Consider the following 16,288-nt stretch of genomic DNA (forward strand, 5'->3'; position numbering starts at 1 on the left):
TAACGCCTAAGCATAAGGCTTCATTTTATTTATTAATTATCTTTGTCAACTTATAATGAAGTTAATCTCATTTCGTTATAAATAAAAAATAGATTTATGGCTCAACAAACCTTATCATTCTCTCGTGTTGACTCGGCAAAGTTCTTTAGAACTCTAAATAAGCGTGTTAACAATTACTTTAAAGAAAATAACATTAAACGTACAGGTAACTGGCAATTATGGCTTAAAACGATTGTTATGTTTTCCCTTTTTCTAACACCATATTTTTTATTGCTTACACTAGACATACCTACTTGGGCTCAAATCTTACTAACAGTGGTTATGGGTGTTGGTATGGCTGGAGTTGGCATGAATGTGATGCATGATGGCAACCATGGTTCTTTTTCTAACAAAGAATGGGTAAATCGCCTAATGGGTAGCAGTATTTACATCTTGGCCGGAAATGTTTACAACTGGCAAGTACAGCACAATGTCCTTCACCACACATATACTAATATTCATGGGCATGATGAAGATTTAGAAGCTGGAAGAATCCTAAGGTTTTCTGAACACGCAGAATGGCGCAAACACCACAGATTTCAACATTTTTACTCCATTTTCTTATATGGATTGCTTACTATCAATTGGGCAATTACAACAGATTTCCAACAAATGAAACGCTACATGAAGCGCAAATTATCATATGGGAAACTACCAAACCCTATTGTAAATTGGAGTAAGTTGGTGATTTCTAAACTGGTTTACATTGCTATGTGGATTGTTTTACCTATTGTACTTACAGATTTAGCATGGTATGAGGTTTTAATTGGTTTCTTTATAATGCATTATGTAGCAGGTCTTATACTTAGTGTTGTATTTCAGTTAGCGCATGTTATGGATGAAGCCGAAATGCCGATGCCTGAAAAGGATGGTACTATGAAGAATACATGGGCAATTCATCAGCTTAAAACGACTGTTAACTTTGGAGCTAAAAATTGGTTAGTAAACTGGTATACAGGTGGTTTAAATCATCAGGTAGAGCATCATATTTTCCCTAACATTAGTCATATACACTACGGGAAGATTGCTAAAATTGTAAAGGAGACTGCTAAAGAATTTAATTTACCTTACAAAGAATACGAAACCACAAGAAAAGCTATTGCTGCGCATTTTAGATTTTTAAAAGAAATGGGAACGCAACCAGCAATGCAAGCATAATTCTATTACTACTAAAACATGAACCAACTTTCAGATAGAATTAATAATCTATCGACTTCAGCAACCCTAGCTATGGCTGCAAAAGCCAGAGAACTTAGAGCAGAGGGTAAAGACATTATTGGATTAAGTCTTGGTGAACCAGATTTTAACACGCCAGATTTTGTAAAAGAAGCTGCAATTAAAGCTGTGGACGACAACTACAATAGTTACACACCTGTTGATGGCTATGTAGAACTTAAAGATGCGATTATTACAAAGTTTAAACGTGATAATGGGTTGGACTATTCAAGATCTCAAATAGTAGTCTCTACTGGAGCCAAACAAGCTTTGTTTAACATAGCTTCCGTAATGCTTAATGATGGTGATGAAGTTATTTTACCATGCCCTTATTGGGTTAGCTATGCAGATATCGTAAAATTAAATGGTGGAGTTCCTGTTGAAGTAAAAACAGCGATAAGCAATGATTTTAAAATGACAGCTGATCAATTAAGAGCTGCCATTACTCCAAAAACAAAAATGATTTGGTACAGTTCACCTTGTAACCCAAGCGGTTCAGTTTATAGCAAAGATGAGCTTAGAGCCATTGCAGATGTTTTGCAGGATTTCCCTAATATTCATGTTGTTTCAGATGAAATCTATGAGCATATCAATTTTATTGGAGGTCATCATAGTATGGCTCAGTTTGATGATATGTATGACAGAACAATCACTGTAAATGGTGTCTCTAAAGCCTTTGCTATGACAGGTTGGCGAATTGGTTATATTGGTGCACCAGAGTGGATTGCTAGAGCGTGCAATAAAATGCAAGGACAAGTCACTAGTGGAGCAAACTGTATTGCCCAGCGTGCGGTTATAGCTGCTTTAGAAGCAGATCCTTCTGAAATTCAATACATGATTGACGAATTTAAAGAACGTCGTCAATTAATTTTAGGCTTACTTGATGATATTGAAGGTTTTAAAACCAATGAACCAGAAGGTGCTTTTTATGTATTCCCTAATGTGTCTTCCTATTTTGGAAAAACCATAAAAGGAAAAACCATAAACAACGCTACTGACATGTCTCTCTTCTTATTGGAAGAAGCTTTAGTAGCCACAGTAACCGGTGAAGCTTTTGGTAATCCTGACTGCATACGTATTTCTTATGCTGCTTCACAAGAGCAAATTATCGAAGCAGTTAAAAGGATTAAAGAAGCATTAAGTTAAGCCTACCGATAACGTTTTAAAAAAAAGCTATAATTCTTAAAAGATGAATTATAGCTTTTTTTATGATGCCAATAGCATCCAAACCAAAGTTTTATTTTTTAATACGTTAAGAGTTCTACTATACCACCTCTTGAAGCAAGAAAAACAGCTACGAGAATAAAAAATAGAATTGCTGTTACCACCATTACTTTTGCCATTCTAAGCCTATGTTCCTCCTGCATGCGTCTAGCAATAATACTTAGTTCCTTGTTAGAAGCTTTCGGTAAGTTATACTCTGTTTTTCTGGTATTTTTTTTACTACCTAGAGTATTTTTAAGTTTTTCTCTTTTAGAAAGCAAACTTAGATTATTTTTAATACTGGTTGACATATATCCTCCTGACATAACTTCTTACTTTTAAATTAAGGTACAGAGCATTAACATTATATCTATATACATGTTAATAGAGATAAAAGGCATTTTTAAAAATGCCAGTTAGAGTTCAGAAACTAGAGTGAATATATTTTAGAAAATAGCGATTAAAGCTATAACGAATACAGACAATTTTAATATAGCTGCAACGTGGTCTACTTTACGCAATTGTGAAGACTTAATACGCTGTCTAATTCCGAAAACAGATTTTGTTGTAGACTTGCTAAAGTTGTGCTTCACAATAGATTTGTAATTAGAATTTAACAAACCGTTTGTTGTGTAATGCGATACCGCAATGGGTTCTGGTACAGATTCTAATTCTTGATTTAATACTAATTCCATGATTGATAATTTTTAATTGGTTACGCAAATATGACGCAACAGAAATAAAAATGTTACAAGTAGTATCTCAACAACAGCTTGATTTAGAGCACATAAAACTCAAAAAACAATAGTAAAATTATAGGCTAGCTAAATTTTAAAAAAAATTAAAAATTTTTGAAATTTTATCTGTTTCTCCAGAAAAAAGGAGTCAAAATTATAAGCACTGTGAACAATTCTAATCGACCAATCAGCATTAAAAATGACGCCCACCATTTCCCTAAAGGTGGTAATGCAGCATAATTATTTACAGGTCCAAAATCACCGAGTGCAGGCCCTACGTTACCTAAGCTAGAGGCTGACAGACCAATGGCAGATTCAAAATCTATCTCAAACATGGAGAATCCTAACCCTCCAATAATAAAGGACAGCATATATAAAATAAAGAACCCTAAGACATTAAATACAATGTCTTTAGAAACTGATTTTGTATTATATCGTACAGGCAAAATAGCATTAGGATGTAATGAGCGTTTAAATTCTAAAAAACCATTTTTAATTAAAATTAAATGACGTACAACCTTAACACCTCCAGAGGTACTACCTGCAGAACCTCCCAAGAACATTAACCCAAAGAAGAATACCGTTAAAAATGGTGTCCACATGGTATAATCTGCCGACACAAATCCTGTTGTTGTAACTACTGCTAATACCTGAAATAAAGCATGTCTAAAAGCACTTTCACCTTCACCTAAAACCATTGGATGCGCAATGGTAGACTGAGACACATCTGCTCTAAAATAAATTAAAACCGCAGCGATAATGGTAAAAATCGATATGAATTTAAAATATAATTTAAACTCATCATCCTTAATAATTTTGGTAACATTACCTTTAAAAAGGTAGTAACTCAGTACAAAATTTGTACCAGCTAAAAACATAAAAAATATGATGATATATTGAATTGTTGGATTATCATTCCAATGTGCTATACTTGCATTTTTAGTTGAAAAACCTCCTGTGGATAATGTACTTAATGCATGGTTAATAGCATCAAAAAAAGACATGCCTGCTACTTGCAAAAGAATTGTCTCGGCAACAGTGTAACCAAAGTATATAAGCCATAAGCGTTTTGCAGTGTCTGTGATTCTTGGGTGTAATTTATCACCACCAGGTCCTGGTGCCTCAGCTGCAAAAAGCTGCATACCACCTACTCCTAATAACGGTAAAATGGCAATAGCAAGTACAATGATTCCCATACCACCTATCCAATGGGTCATACTTCTCCAAAACAAAACACCTTCAGGAAGTATTTCTATATCATTAAGTATACTGGCACCAGTTGTCGTGTAGCCAGACATGGTTTCAAAAAACGCTTCAGTAAATGTAGGAATGGATTCTGTTGCCATGTAAGGCAATGTACCTGTTAGCGACATTACAATCCAACCAAAGGCTACAACAATATAACCTTCGCGTTTGTTCATCTCTTTACTGTGATTTTTTGTGCCATACATGGCGACACCACCTATGAGCAAAGTAGATAAACTAGCTAAAAATAAATTTAAGGTTACACCATCTTTGTATATTAGACTGATAAGCGTGGCCAACATCATAAAACCACCATTGAAAAGCAATAGCAATCCAAAAAAATGGAAAATGATTTTATAATTTAGTCGAATTCTAGACATAATACTAATTACGAGAAAAAGGCCTCTACTTCAGAAATAGAACGTGGCAAACAACAGACTACAACTCTATCTCCAGCCTCAATTTTAAAGCTTCCCAAAGGAATCATACCTTCTCCATCTCTAATAACACCGCCGAAGATAGCCGATCTTGGAAAATTTAAATCCTTAATAAGTCTATTTGTAATTTTAGAATTAGGCTTCACCACAAATTCTAACAATTCTGCATTCATATTAGTAAGCTTGGTCATGGCTACAACCTCACCCTTTCTTATGTACCTAAATATGTTGTTTGCCGCAAGTAATTTTTTATTGATGAGGGTATCTATACCTATAGATTGAGATAGCTGGTAATAGTCCATATTTTCAACCAAGGCAATTGTTTTTCTTACCCCTTTTGACTTTGCTAATAAACACGACATGATATTAGTTTCAGAATTACCAGTTACTGAGATAAAAGCATCCATGTCGTTAATATTTTCCTCATCTAAAATCTCAACGTTTCTTCCGTCTCCACATATAATTAAAGCGTTAGGCAGTCTATCTGCTAAATCTTCAGCAAGCGGCTTTTTACTTTCTACAAGTTTTACTTTAAACTTGCTTTTGCAAAGGTCTCTTGCAGTTTTGTAACCGATTTTACTTCCGCCGAGAATCATTACATTCTTAATCTCAGACTTAACCTTACCTGAAAGTTCAAATAATTCGGCGTCACCACCTGCAGAAGTCATAAATACTACTTTATCTCCTTCTTTAAATTGTGTATCACCACGTGGAATAATAGTATATTGAGTTCCGTATCGTTGAATTGCAATTGGAATAAAATGCAATTCTGAATAAAGTTCTGCCGCTTCCTTTACCGTCTTACCAACAAACTTTGCAGTTCTAGAAAGTCTTAAACCCAACATTGTTAATGCACCTCCTTCAAACTCATAAGTATCGTTAAAACCGTACTGATTTAATAAAAGTTCAATTTCTGATGCTGCTAGAGACTCTGGTGAAATCAACTCGTCTATGCCAAATTGAGAAAACCCAATAGTTTCCTTTTCATCAATAAATTCTGTATTGGATATTCGTGCAATTGTACGCTGAGCGCCTAATTGTTTTGCTAGCACACATGCTGTAATATTTGTAGTTTCAGACGATGTAACTGCTATAAATAGTTCTACCGAATCTATACGCGCTTCTCTTAAAATAGCAATAGATGTGGCGTCTCCTTTAATGGTTTTTATATCCAGATGCTCACCTGCATAGGTCAGGTTATCCTTTTTTGTATCTATAAGTGTTATCTCTTGCGACTCGTAGGATAGTAATTTTGCCAAATGAAATCCTACCTCTCCTGCACCTGCGATAATTATTTTCATCTATGTTTTTATTCAAAATAAACATACAAATATAGTAAGAAGTAATAAGTTAATACGTTTCAAAGCTTTAAACTTAACACCTATGGCTAACTATTAACATTTAAAGAAATATTTCATTTGTGAATTATGGATTGTGAATTTTCAAACAAAAAATTTCACGTATTTTTGCAAAAAAATTTTAATGGCCGAAAAAGTTAAACCATACAAAAACAGTAACGCTTCTAAAAAAGAACAGGTTACCGAAATGTTTGATACCATTTCTAATGAATACGATGGACTGAATCGTGTTATTTCCTTTGGTATTGACGTAAAATGGCGAAATAAAGTCGTTAAAATTGTTAGCCAAAAACAGCCAGAAAATATTTTAGATATTGCCACTGGCACAGGTGATTTAGCCATTAACCTTGCCTCAACCAATGCTAAAGAAATTATTGGTTTAGATATTAGCAATGGTATGCTTGAAGTGGGCAGAAAAAAAATAGTTACAAAAAAATTAGAGAATATTATCTCGATGGTAATTGGAGACTCTGAGAATTTACCTTTTGGTGACAATACCTTTGACGCCATAACGGTTGCTTTTGGTATAAGAAATTTTGAAAATCTAGAAAAGGGACTTTCAGAGATATTAAGAGTGTTAAAGCCTAACGGAATTTTTGTTATTTTAGAAACTTCGGTACCAACAAATCCAATTTATAAATTTGGGTATAATATCTACTCTAAATTTATATTACCAACTATTGGAAAATTATTTTCAAAAGACAAAATAGCTTATAACTATTTAAGCGAATCAGCTTCGGTTTTTCCTTATGGTGAGGAACTAAACAATATTTTGAGAAAAATTGGGTTTATTAATGTCGAAGATAAACCACAAACCATGGGTGTGGCAACAATATATACAGCATCTAAAGCATAGTTATGAAGAAAATCCTAGTTTTCTTAACATTTATAATGGCATCTCAATTAGCAACTGCACAATTATTTACCAAGGAAAAGGTTGCTAATAATATTGACAATTTGGACCAAAAGTTTTTGTCTTGGGGCTATTTCTTAGGGTTTAATCAATACGATTTTAAGTTTGAGTATGAACAAAATCTTGATGATATCTTAGTTGACAATACGTTTGGGTTTCATCTTGGTCTTATTGGAGACATGCGTATTAATAACTATATGAATTTGAGATTAGAGCCTGGTGTTTTCTTTACTACCAGAAATTTAATGTATAACCAAAGTTATTTTGAGGGCACCGATTTTAACGACTCTGACTTATTACGAGAAGTAAAATCTACTTACATTCATATTCCTTTACTATTAAAGGTTTCTACAAAACGGATTAATAATTTTAAGCCCTTTATAGTTGGTGGTTTTTCAACAGCATTAAATCTCTCTAGTAACCAAGACAATCCTGACGACAATAGTGCTGGTGAGTTTAGAATGAAAAAAAACATGTATTTCTACGAAATTGGTTTTGGAATAGACTTATACCTGCTTTACTTTAAGTTTACCCCTTCAATTCGTGGTGTTTTTGCTATAAATGATGAAATTGTAAGAGATGCCGACCCAAATAGTCCTTGGACCGGTAATGTTGCTAAAATGCAAACTAGGGGTATTTTTATAAACTTTACATTTCAATAGTTCTCCTTCTAAATTCACTTAATGCAATAGCTGTTGCATTAGCTACATTTAGGCTCTCCGTGTCTTTGCCTTTTCCAAATTGAGGAATTGTAAGGCGTCTATTTACTAATGTTGTGATTGCATCTGAAATACCATTGGCTTCATTACCTAAAACAATAATACCTTCATTTGGCAAATCTGCACTATAAATGTTCTCGCCATCCATATAGGTGCCATAAACTTCACCTTTATAGTTTGTCATAAATTTTGAAAGGTCCTTATATACAATATTGACTCTCGTTAGAGAACCCATTGTAGCTTGTACTACTTTAGAATTGTAACAATCTACGGTATTAAGACTGCAAACCAAATCCGTTACGCCATACCAGTCACAAAGTCTAATAATTGTCCCTAAATTCCCTGGGTCTCTTACATCATCTAAGGCTACAATCAATCCATCTAGATTTACACTTTTTGATTTCGGTATCTCAAAAACTGCCAATGCAGTATTTGGGTTTTTTAAAGCTGATATTTTACGTAGTTCATTTTCAGAAATCTCTACAATCTGGTGTTCTGGAGCGCTAAAAATTTGCTTGGTGGCATATAATTTATGAAGTTTAAAATCAGAATCAAGAAATTCGGTAATGCCTTTTATACCCTCAACAGTAAAGAGACCTAACTGTTGCCTGTGTTTTTTTTGATTTAAACTTTTAATTAACTTTATGTCTTGCTTTGTAACCATTAAAATGTATTTACTTTTGTTGTGGTTAATTACAAAGTAAACCTTTTTTGGACTAATTTTTGTTTATAGCAACCAATATCAAAAAACATACATCAAATAAACTTGCAAATTCAAAACTCTATACTTGCTAAATTTCCTAGAATGCTCAAGGGTATTTTGATGTTGGTTTTTATTACATTTTTAAATTCTTGTGATGTTGTAAAACGTGTAAAATCTAATGAACATTTAATTACCAAAAACACCATCATTGTAGATGATAAGATTAATAACGAAGAACGCGTCAACAACATCATTACTCAGAAAACCAATTCTGGTATGAATAGTCTACTGGGTTTTCCTTTAAAACTTCATGTTTATAATTTAGCAAGACCTAATATAGACTCTATACTACAAGCAAAAGTATTTAGTGACTCTTCTAAGGTACGTTGGAAAACTAAATTATTATCTAAAAAACAATTTGATAAAGAAATAGAGGCTAGGAAAAACTTTAATAGCTGGCTAAAACGTACTGGTGAAAAGCCTACCATTTATGATGAAGATAAAACATTAAAAACTGTAAATAACCTCAGAAAATATTATTACAGTAAAGGTTGGTTTGATAATGAGGTGATTTTTGAAGTTGACAAGGACAGTAACAAAAGAGCTGAAGTTACCTACAAAGTCACTAAAAATGAACCCTACTTTTTAGACTCTTTAAAACCAGTTATTAGTAGTCCATCAATAGATTCCCTTTATCCTAAATTTATTAGAAAAACGCTTCTAAAGAAAGGAGAACAATACGATGAACAAAATTTTGAAAATGAGCGCGAGCGCATCAACACCTATTTGAGAAATGCTGGTTTCTACTATTTTGGTCAGGACTACATTAGGTTTGAGACAGATACTATAGATACTAACCACAAGGTTAATACAGACATTATAATAGCAAACAGAACTGTAAGGACCGAAGATTCTTCTAGGGTTGAACCTTTCAAAATTTTTAAAATAAAAGAAGTTAACATATTTACAGACGATAATTTTGATAATCGCTTCAAAACAATTTCTGATACAACAATCTACAAGGACTACAATTTATTCAGCAAAGAAAAACTTAGATTTAGGCCTCAGGCATTAACCGATGCTGTTTTTATAAATAAAGGTGATACTTATACAGACTTAGCACGTAGCAGATCTTTGCGCTACCTTAATGATTTACAAATGTTTAGATATCCAAGTATTGAATACATAGAAAACACCGAGGATACCACATTAACTGCAAATATATATCTAGAACCAAAGAAAAAATACGCGCTAAGTTTAGACTTAGATGTCTCTCAAAGCAATATACAGACCATTGGTTTTTCTGTAACTCCTGGTTTAAAAATTAGAAATATTTTTAGAGGAGCAGAAACTTTAGAAATTAGTGGCATTGCAGCCATTGGTGCTTCAAGAGATGGTAGTGAAGATGATGATGCCTTTTTTGATATAAATGAATTTGGTGGTAATATTAGGTTAACAATTCCAAGATTATTTACACCATTCAACACAGATAGTATTATCCCAAAATACATGTCGCCTAGTACAGCAATTAACCTTTCTACAACGAGTCAACAGAATATTGGATTAGATAAGCAAACCTTATCCGGACTTTTAAGCTATAATTGGTCACCATCACGAACAGTTTCAAATACACTAGAACTCTTTAATGTTCAGTTTGTAAAAAACCTAAATACAAACAATTACTTTGGAGTTTACATAAATTCTTTTAGCAGACTTAATACTATTGCTAGAAACATTGGCTATATAGCTTCAGAAGAAAATCTATCCATTCCAAATGGAGCCAATCAATTTATTGATGACGTACTCAACGGAAATACAAGTTTATCATCTAACGACGATGATTTTATAACAGTAAATAATATTGAAGAACGAAAACAAAGACTTACAGAAAACAACCTTATTTTTTCAACTAGTTTCGATTATAAAAAAGATAAACGCACAAGTATCTTTGACAATGACTTTTCTATTTTTAAATGGCGCGTTGAGCTAGCCGGTAATTTACTATCTAACCTATCTGAAATATTTGGTGCGCCAAAAAACAGCGATGGAGATTATGAGGTATTTGGTGTAGCTTTTTCTCAGTATTTTAAAACTGAAGTTGACTATGTAAAATATTTCGACTTAGGTAAAAACAATGTTTTTGCATTCAGAAGTTATGCTGGCATAGCCATACCTTACGGCAACTCTAACAGTATTCCTTTTGCTGAAAGTTTCTTTGCTGGTGGACCTAATGACAATAGAGCTTGGACAGCTTATAATCTTGGACCAGGAAGCTCTAGCTCAACTAATGAATTTAACGAGGCTAACTTTAAAATTCACTTAAGCGCAGAACAACGTTTCGGACTTTTCGGAGATTTAAGAGGCGCACTCTTCGTTGACGCAGGAAACATATGGAATGTTTTGGACAATGTTGAAGATGATAGAGCGACCTTTACTGATTTTAATTCGCTCGAAGATATAGCTGTTGGTTCTGGTTTTGGCCTTCGTTATGATTTCGGTTTTTTTGTACTTCGGTTCGATACTGGTTTTAAAACCTACGACCCTTCGCAACCAGAAGGTAGTCGTTGGTTTAGAAACTATAACTTTCGAAACGCTGTTTACAATATTGGTATAAATTATCCTTTCTAACAGCATTAATTCATCTACATCGTTTTCGATATTTTATAGTTATTATTCTAATCATCTAGATCAAAAAATGGCTAAAATTCCGTATTTTTGATATCTAATTTTCAATCATATAATAATGAGTCACAATATCAAACCTGGCGTTGCAACAGGAAGAGAAGTTCAGGAAATTTTCAAATTAGCTAAAGAAAAAGGATTTGCCTTACCAGCAGTAAATGTTATAGGTTCAAATTCTATTAATGGTGTTTTAGAAACCGCTAAAGCTTTAAATGCCCCAGTTATTATTCAGTTTTCTAATGGAGGTGCACAATTTAATGCAGGAAAAGGTTTAGGAAACGAAAACCAAAAAGGTGCTATTGCAGGCGGAATTGCAGGTGCTAAACATGTACACCATATGGCAGAAGCTTATGGAGTTCCTGTAATTTTACACACGGATCACTGTGCAAAAAAATTATTGCCTTGGATTGATGGTTTATTGGATGCTAGCGAAAAACACTTTGAAGAAACTGGTAAGCCACTTTACAGTTCTCATATGATAGATTTGTCTGAAGAGCCAATTGAAGAAAACATAGAAATCTGTAAACAATACTTAGCTCGTATGAGTAAAATGGGTATGACTTTAGAGATAGAGCTTGGTATTACTGGTGGTGAAGAAGATGGTGTAGATAATAGTGATGTAGACGCTTCAAAATTATACACGCAACCAGAAGAAGTGGCTTATGCTTATGAAGAGTTAAGCAAAGTTAGTGATCAGTTTACCATCGCTGCTGCTTTTGGTAACGTTCATGGTGTTTACAAACCAGGTAATGTAAAATTAACACCAAAAATTTTAAAGAACTCGCAAGAATATATTACTAAAAAATATAATGTTGGTCACAACCACATTGATTTTGTGTTCCATGGTGGCTCTGGTTCTACAGTAGAAGAAATAAGAGAAGCTATTGGCTATGGTGTTATTAAAATGAATATAGATACCGATATGCAATGGGCGTTCTTAAGTGGTGTTAGAGATTATGTACAAGACAATCATGATTACTTACAAACACAAATTGGTAATCCTGAGGGAGACGATGTACCAAACAAAAAATACTACGACCCAAGAGTTTGGCTAAGAAAAGGTGAGCAAGCTTTTGTTGAACGTCTTAAAAAAGCTTTTGAGGACTTAAATAACGTAGATACTTTATAACATAACAACTCATTCAAAATTTTCAAACCTATCAAAACTGTTTTATAGTTTTGATAGGTTTGTTTATTTTAACAATTACATGAAGCAACTACTTTTGAGTTTAATTAATTAGTAGTAATTTTGCTTTAACTAACTAACAACAATTAATTATAGAATTTTTTTAATCTATGATTAAAATTACCCTAAGCACAGTCTAAGGGTTTAAAAATCAAATTGATATGGCTTGGTTTAAAAGAAAAGATAAAGGAATTCAAACGTCTACAGAAGAGAAAAAAGATACTCCAAAAGGACTTTGGTACAAATCTCCTACCGGTAAAATAATAGACACTAAAGAATTAGAACAAAATTTTTATGTAAGTCCAGAGGATGGCTACCATGTAAGAATTGGAAGTAAAGAGTATTTCGAAATTCTTTTTGATGACAACAAGTTTAAAGAATTGGATACAAATTTAACATCTAAGGATCCTCTTAAATTTGAAGATACCAAGAAATACCCAGATCGTTTAAAAGCAGCCCAAGCTAAAACTAACCTTAAAGATGCTGTGCGAACTGCCGTAGGAAAATCTATGGGAGAAGATTTAGTTGTTGCCTGTATGGACTTTGGTTTTATAGGTGGATCTATGGGTAGTGTTGTAGGTGAAAAAATTGCAAGAGCTGCAGACTATGCGTTAAAGAAAAAGATTCCATTTATGATTATTAGTAAATCTGGTGGTGCTCGTATGATGGAAGCAGCCCTATCACTAATGCAGTTAGCTAAAACTTCAGCTAAATTAGCACAACTTGCAGATGCTGGTATACCATATATATCTTTATGTACAGATCCAACCACAGGTGGTACTACAGCTTCATTTGCGATGCTAGGTGATATTAATATTGCAGAACCTGGTGCCTTGATTGGTTTTGCAGGCCCAAGAGTTGTTAGAGATACCACAGGACAAGAACTTCCTGAAGGGTTCCAAACCTCAGAGTTCTTATTAGAACATGGTTTCTTGGATTTTATAACACACAGAAAAGATTTAAAGAAAAAGGTAAACCAATATATAGATTTAATTAAAAATCAACCTTTAAGAGCATAAAAAAAGCGAGCCAAATGGCTCGCTTTTTTACTCCAATCAACTGAAACTAAATCTAATTTAGCACTATAGGTATTTCTGTACCATTGTTAAAAGTAAACGTCGCTTGGTTATCGCAATTACCTTCACCAAAATCAAAGATACCACCAAAATTTGTGCGTTGTACATCAAAAGAACCACTGACAAAGAAAGCACAAATAACTTCTCTTCTTAAAGGGACTAGAACCTCGTAAGTATGTGTGTTTCCATTTACAAAAGTTGCTGTCCAATCCCCTGTAATTTCAAAAACATTATCGCTAAAAACACCACTTCCAAAGCCTTCAACCCATTCTCTTATCCTAGTTCCTTCTCTAGAAGCTTGCACACCATTTGGCCAAATAACTGTAACGCTCAGGTTGTGTGTAAACTGTGGATTTCCGTTATCATTAGATAATTCTTTTAAAATAGAACGACTTGCAATTACATTTTTAGCATCAAAGTAGAAATCAATTAAATTATAATTAATAGCAATTTGTTGTGCTTCTGGATTTCTGGTATAATCAAATACAATCTGTCCCTGTATTAAGTGTCCATTGACCACACATCCTTCTGTACCAAAATCTAACGTTACTTCTCTGTAATTTTGTTGTGCTACCAGAGTAATTGTTACGCATTCTGGAATATCTCTTGAGTATGTTTCTCTTGTCGGATTATCTTGCGTGTATTCAATTCTATCTGCCAACTCAAACTCTTGTTGTTCATAAGCGTCTATAACTAAATCACCTAAAATGTTGTCTATTTGGTCGATTTCAGCAGAACGCTGCACCTCGATTGTATCTTGTGTTACATCTTCTGTTGCCGTAACTTCGTCATTATTACTACAAGACGTAAATGTTAAACCTAAAACCAAAAGGCTGAAAATTCCTCTTTTAATGACATTAAAATTTTTACTCACGTAATTAATACCGACTTTTTTGAGTTTGTGATTTGAATAATTCATGATTACTTTTTTATTGTTAATATGATGTTAAGACTATAACAATTGAAAAAAGTTTAATCGAAAAATAAAATTTATGCTTTTCTAAAATAAATTGAAAACTCTGTACCTACGTCTACCTCACTGTTTACAGTAATCTTACCGCCCAAAGATTCAATATGATTTTTGGTGATAAAAAGACCAATACCTATGGCATCATCGTTATAATGAAAGGTCTTGTACATCTGAAATAGCTTGTCACCAAACTTATCCATATCGATACCTAATCCATTATCTTTTATCTTAAATACTATATACTCATCTTCAATCAAAGAGGTTAATTCAATAATGGGTATCCTTTTTTCTGATTTATACTTAATAGCATTGGTAAGAAAATTTAAAATTATACTATCTAGATATGCTGGCACACCCTTTATATAGTGAGATTCATCTATTTCATTATAAATTAGAGCATTTGAGTTTTGTGCCATTGCAATAATATTATACATAGCCTTTTCAACATATTCATAAAGATTAAGGTCCTGTAATTTGGAAGGTTCTATTTCTCTAATTTTAGCAACCTCAGTAAGATGGGCAACGGTCTCTTCCAAATTATCTATTGCTTGCTTAAGCATTATGTAGTTCTCGTTAGCTACTATCCCTTCGAAGTCGTCTTCTAAGAACTTCGTTAGAGAAGTAAGGTTTCCTGAATGTGATCTGAGGTTGTGCGTTACTATATTGGCAAAAGATGTTAATCTATCGTTCTGCTCTTTAGCTACACTCAACATAGCTTTTAACTTATCTTGATTTTTTTGACGGTTGGTTACATCTGTAAATTGCCAAATCATATGCGGCCTACCTTCTTTAAAATATACAAGAGTCACATAGATCAATAACCAGATGACATCGCCACTTTTATGAAAATAGCGCTGTTTTACACGATACTTATCAATTTTTCCGCTTATTAACTTCTCAAACTTTTCTTCATGCACACCCAAGTCTTCTATAAAGACAATGTTGTCTATATCCATATTAAAAAGCTCGGATTTTGTATAACCAAAAATATCAGAAACGGCTTCGTTCATTTTAAGCCAATTGCCATCCATACTTACAACAGCAATACCATTATAAGTATTGTTAAACACACGATCGAGAACATCGTATGCATTAGCAACATTTTGAGAAGAGCGAATAGCTTTCATCCTAACTAAATTTTCAGGATCAATAGGAAAAAGCTCTTAATTAGCCAGGGGAGACTTATTAAAACGTTGTTATACAGATTAAAAGTTACGAAAAAAACCACAAATCACAAAGAAAGTATTATATTTGCCGCTTGAAAGAAAATCTTTCAAAGTACATAACAATCATTTACAATAATATTAGAATGTATTTATCTAAAGAGAAAAAAGAAGAAATCTTCGCAAAACACGGTAAAGGAAAAAATGATACTGGTTCTGCTGAAGGACAAATTGCGTTATTTACGTACAGAATTAACCATTTAACTGAGCACTTAAAAAACAATCGTAAAGATTACAACTCTGAGCGTTCTCTAGTAAAGTTGGTAGGTAAGCGTAGAGCTTTATTAGACTACTTAACTAAAAAGGATATCTTAAGATACCGTGCTATCGTTAAAGAATTAGGATTAAGAAAATAATCTAAATACGAAGACCACGCTTTTAGCGTGGTTTTTTGTTTACAATATAACGTCTTCGAAAGCGTTTAATTTTCGAATTGAAATAGCAGATGAGATCCCAAAACTAGTTTGGGACTTCGGTTTTTCATTGGTCACAACAACAACTACACAACAACACAACACCAATGTTTAACAAGTTTGATGATCATTAAATTGAAAATTTGATCATTGAGCGTAATCGAAATGA

15 protein-coding genes are annotated in these 16,288 nt (G+C 33.3%); 8 read left to right on the forward strand and 7 right to left on the reverse strand.

What is annotated here, in order from left to right; genetic code table 11:
* Positions 1 to 96 precede the first annotated feature (96 nt).
* Positions 97 to 1,197, forward strand: a complete 1,101-nt coding sequence (locus tag FC091_RS05830; protein WP_138433334.1) for a fatty acid desaturase family protein — start codon at positions 97 to 99, stop codon at positions 1,195 to 1,197.
* A gap of 18 nt (positions 1,198 to 1,215) precedes the next feature.
* Positions 1,216 to 2,400 carry a pyridoxal phosphate-dependent aminotransferase gene (locus FC091_RS05835; protein WP_138433335.1) on the forward strand — a complete coding sequence of 395 codons (1,185 nt, stop codon included), beginning with the start codon at positions 1,216 to 1,218 and terminating at the stop codon, positions 2,398 to 2,400.
* A gap of 98 nt (positions 2,401 to 2,498) precedes the next feature.
* On the opposite strand, the gene FC091_RS05840 is transcribed toward FC091_RS05835, so the two are convergent.
* From FC091_RS05840 to trkA, 4 genes are all read right to left on the reverse strand, one after another.
* On the reverse strand, positions 2,499 to 2,783 hold the full coding sequence (locus FC091_RS05840; RefSeq protein ID WP_138433336.1) for a hypothetical protein: 285 nt from the start codon (positions 2,781 to 2,783) through the stop codon (positions 2,499 to 2,501).
* A 120-nt stretch (positions 2,784 to 2,903) separates the two neighbouring features.
* Positions 2,904 to 3,152, reverse strand: coding sequence for a hypothetical protein (locus tag FC091_RS05845; RefSeq protein WP_138433337.1), 249 nt, complete (start codon positions 3,150 to 3,152; stop codon positions 2,904 to 2,906).
* 164 nt (positions 3,153 to 3,316) lie between these two features.
* Positions 3,317 to 4,819, reverse strand: coding sequence for a TrkH family potassium uptake protein (locus FC091_RS05850; RefSeq protein WP_138433338.1), 1,503 nt, complete (start codon positions 4,817 to 4,819; stop codon positions 3,317 to 3,319).
* An 8-nt stretch (positions 4,820 to 4,827) separates the two neighbouring features.
* The gene (gene trkA, locus FC091_RS05855) at positions 4,828 to 6,177 is read right to left on the reverse strand and encodes a Trk system potassium transporter TrkA (protein ID WP_138433339.1); all 1,350 of its coding nucleotides are present in this window, start codon (positions 6,175 to 6,177) and stop codon (positions 4,828 to 4,830) included.
* A gap of 181 nt (positions 6,178 to 6,358) precedes the next feature.
* Here trkA and ubiE point away from each other — a divergent pair, with 181 nt between their 5' ends.
* Together ubiE and porT are read left to right on the forward strand one after the other, a co-directional pair.
* Positions 6,359 to 7,090, forward strand: a complete 732-nt coding sequence (gene ubiE / locus FC091_RS05860) for a bifunctional demethylmenaquinone methyltransferase/2-methoxy-6-polyprenyl-1,4-benzoquinol methylase UbiE (protein WP_138433340.1) — start codon at positions 6,359 to 6,361, stop codon at positions 7,088 to 7,090.
* Positions 7,091 to 7,092: 2 nt separating this feature from the next.
* The gene (porT, locus tag FC091_RS05865) at positions 7,093 to 7,809 is read left to right on the forward strand and encodes a type IX secretion/gliding motility protein PorT/SprT (RefSeq protein WP_138433341.1); all 717 of its coding nucleotides are present in this window, start codon (positions 7,093 to 7,095) and stop codon (positions 7,807 to 7,809) included.
* Here porT and FC091_RS05870 read toward each other — a convergent pair.
* Positions 7,796 to 8,530 (reverse strand): TrmH family RNA methyltransferase, encoded by a 735-nt coding sequence (locus FC091_RS05870; RefSeq protein ID WP_138433342.1) that lies wholly within the window; start codon positions 8,528 to 8,530, stop codon positions 7,796 to 7,798. The two genes, porT and FC091_RS05870, sit on opposite strands and share 14 nt — an antisense overlap.
* A 141-nt stretch (positions 8,531 to 8,671) precedes the next feature.
* Here FC091_RS05870 and tamL point away from each other — a divergent pair, with 141 nt between their 5' ends.
* The 3 genes from tamL (at position 8,672) to accD (ending at position 13,456) form a co-directional block, all read left to right on the forward strand.
* Positions 8,672 to 11,197 carry a translocation and assembly module lipoprotein TamL gene (tamL, locus tag FC091_RS05875; protein ID WP_138433343.1) on the forward strand — a complete coding sequence of 842 codons (2,526 nt, stop codon included), beginning with the start codon at positions 8,672 to 8,674 and terminating at the stop codon, positions 11,195 to 11,197.
* A gap of 115 nt (positions 11,198 to 11,312) precedes the next feature.
* Entirely contained in the window at positions 11,313 to 12,380 is a 1,068-nt protein-coding gene (fbaA, locus tag FC091_RS05880) for a class II fructose-bisphosphate aldolase (RefSeq protein ID WP_138433344.1), read from the forward strand.
* Positions 12,381 to 12,598: 218 nt separating this feature from the next.
* A complete protein-coding gene (gene accD, locus FC091_RS05885) occupies positions 12,599 to 13,456 on the forward strand; it encodes an acetyl-CoA carboxylase, carboxyltransferase subunit beta (protein WP_138433345.1) in 858 nt (285 codons plus the stop codon).
* Between the two features lie 52 nt (positions 13,457 to 13,508).
* Here accD and FC091_RS05890 read toward each other — a convergent pair whose 3' ends face one another.
* Positions 13,509 to 14,432: a hypothetical protein gene (locus FC091_RS05890; protein ID WP_138433346.1), complete on the reverse strand. Its 924-nt coding sequence runs from the start codon at positions 14,430 to 14,432 to the stop codon at positions 13,509 to 13,511.
* A gap of 71 nt (positions 14,433 to 14,503) precedes the next feature.
* On the reverse strand, positions 14,504 to 15,610 hold the full coding sequence (locus tag FC091_RS05895) for a sensor histidine kinase (RefSeq protein ID WP_138433347.1): 1,107 nt from the start codon (positions 15,608 to 15,610) through the stop codon (positions 14,504 to 14,506).
* A gap of 182 nt (positions 15,611 to 15,792) precedes the next feature.
* On the opposite strand from FC091_RS05895, the gene rpsO reads away from it, so the two are divergent.
* A complete protein-coding gene (gene rpsO, locus FC091_RS05900) occupies positions 15,793 to 16,062 on the forward strand; it encodes a 30S ribosomal protein S15 (protein ID WP_138433348.1) in 270 nt (89 codons plus the stop codon).
* The last annotated feature ends 226 nt before the right edge of the window (positions 16,063 to 16,288 follow it).

The organism is Winogradskyella algicola (assembly GCF_005869935.1).
GTDB classification, from domain to species: domain Bacteria; phylum Bacteroidota; class Bacteroidia; order Flavobacteriales; family Flavobacteriaceae; genus Winogradskyella; species Winogradskyella algicola.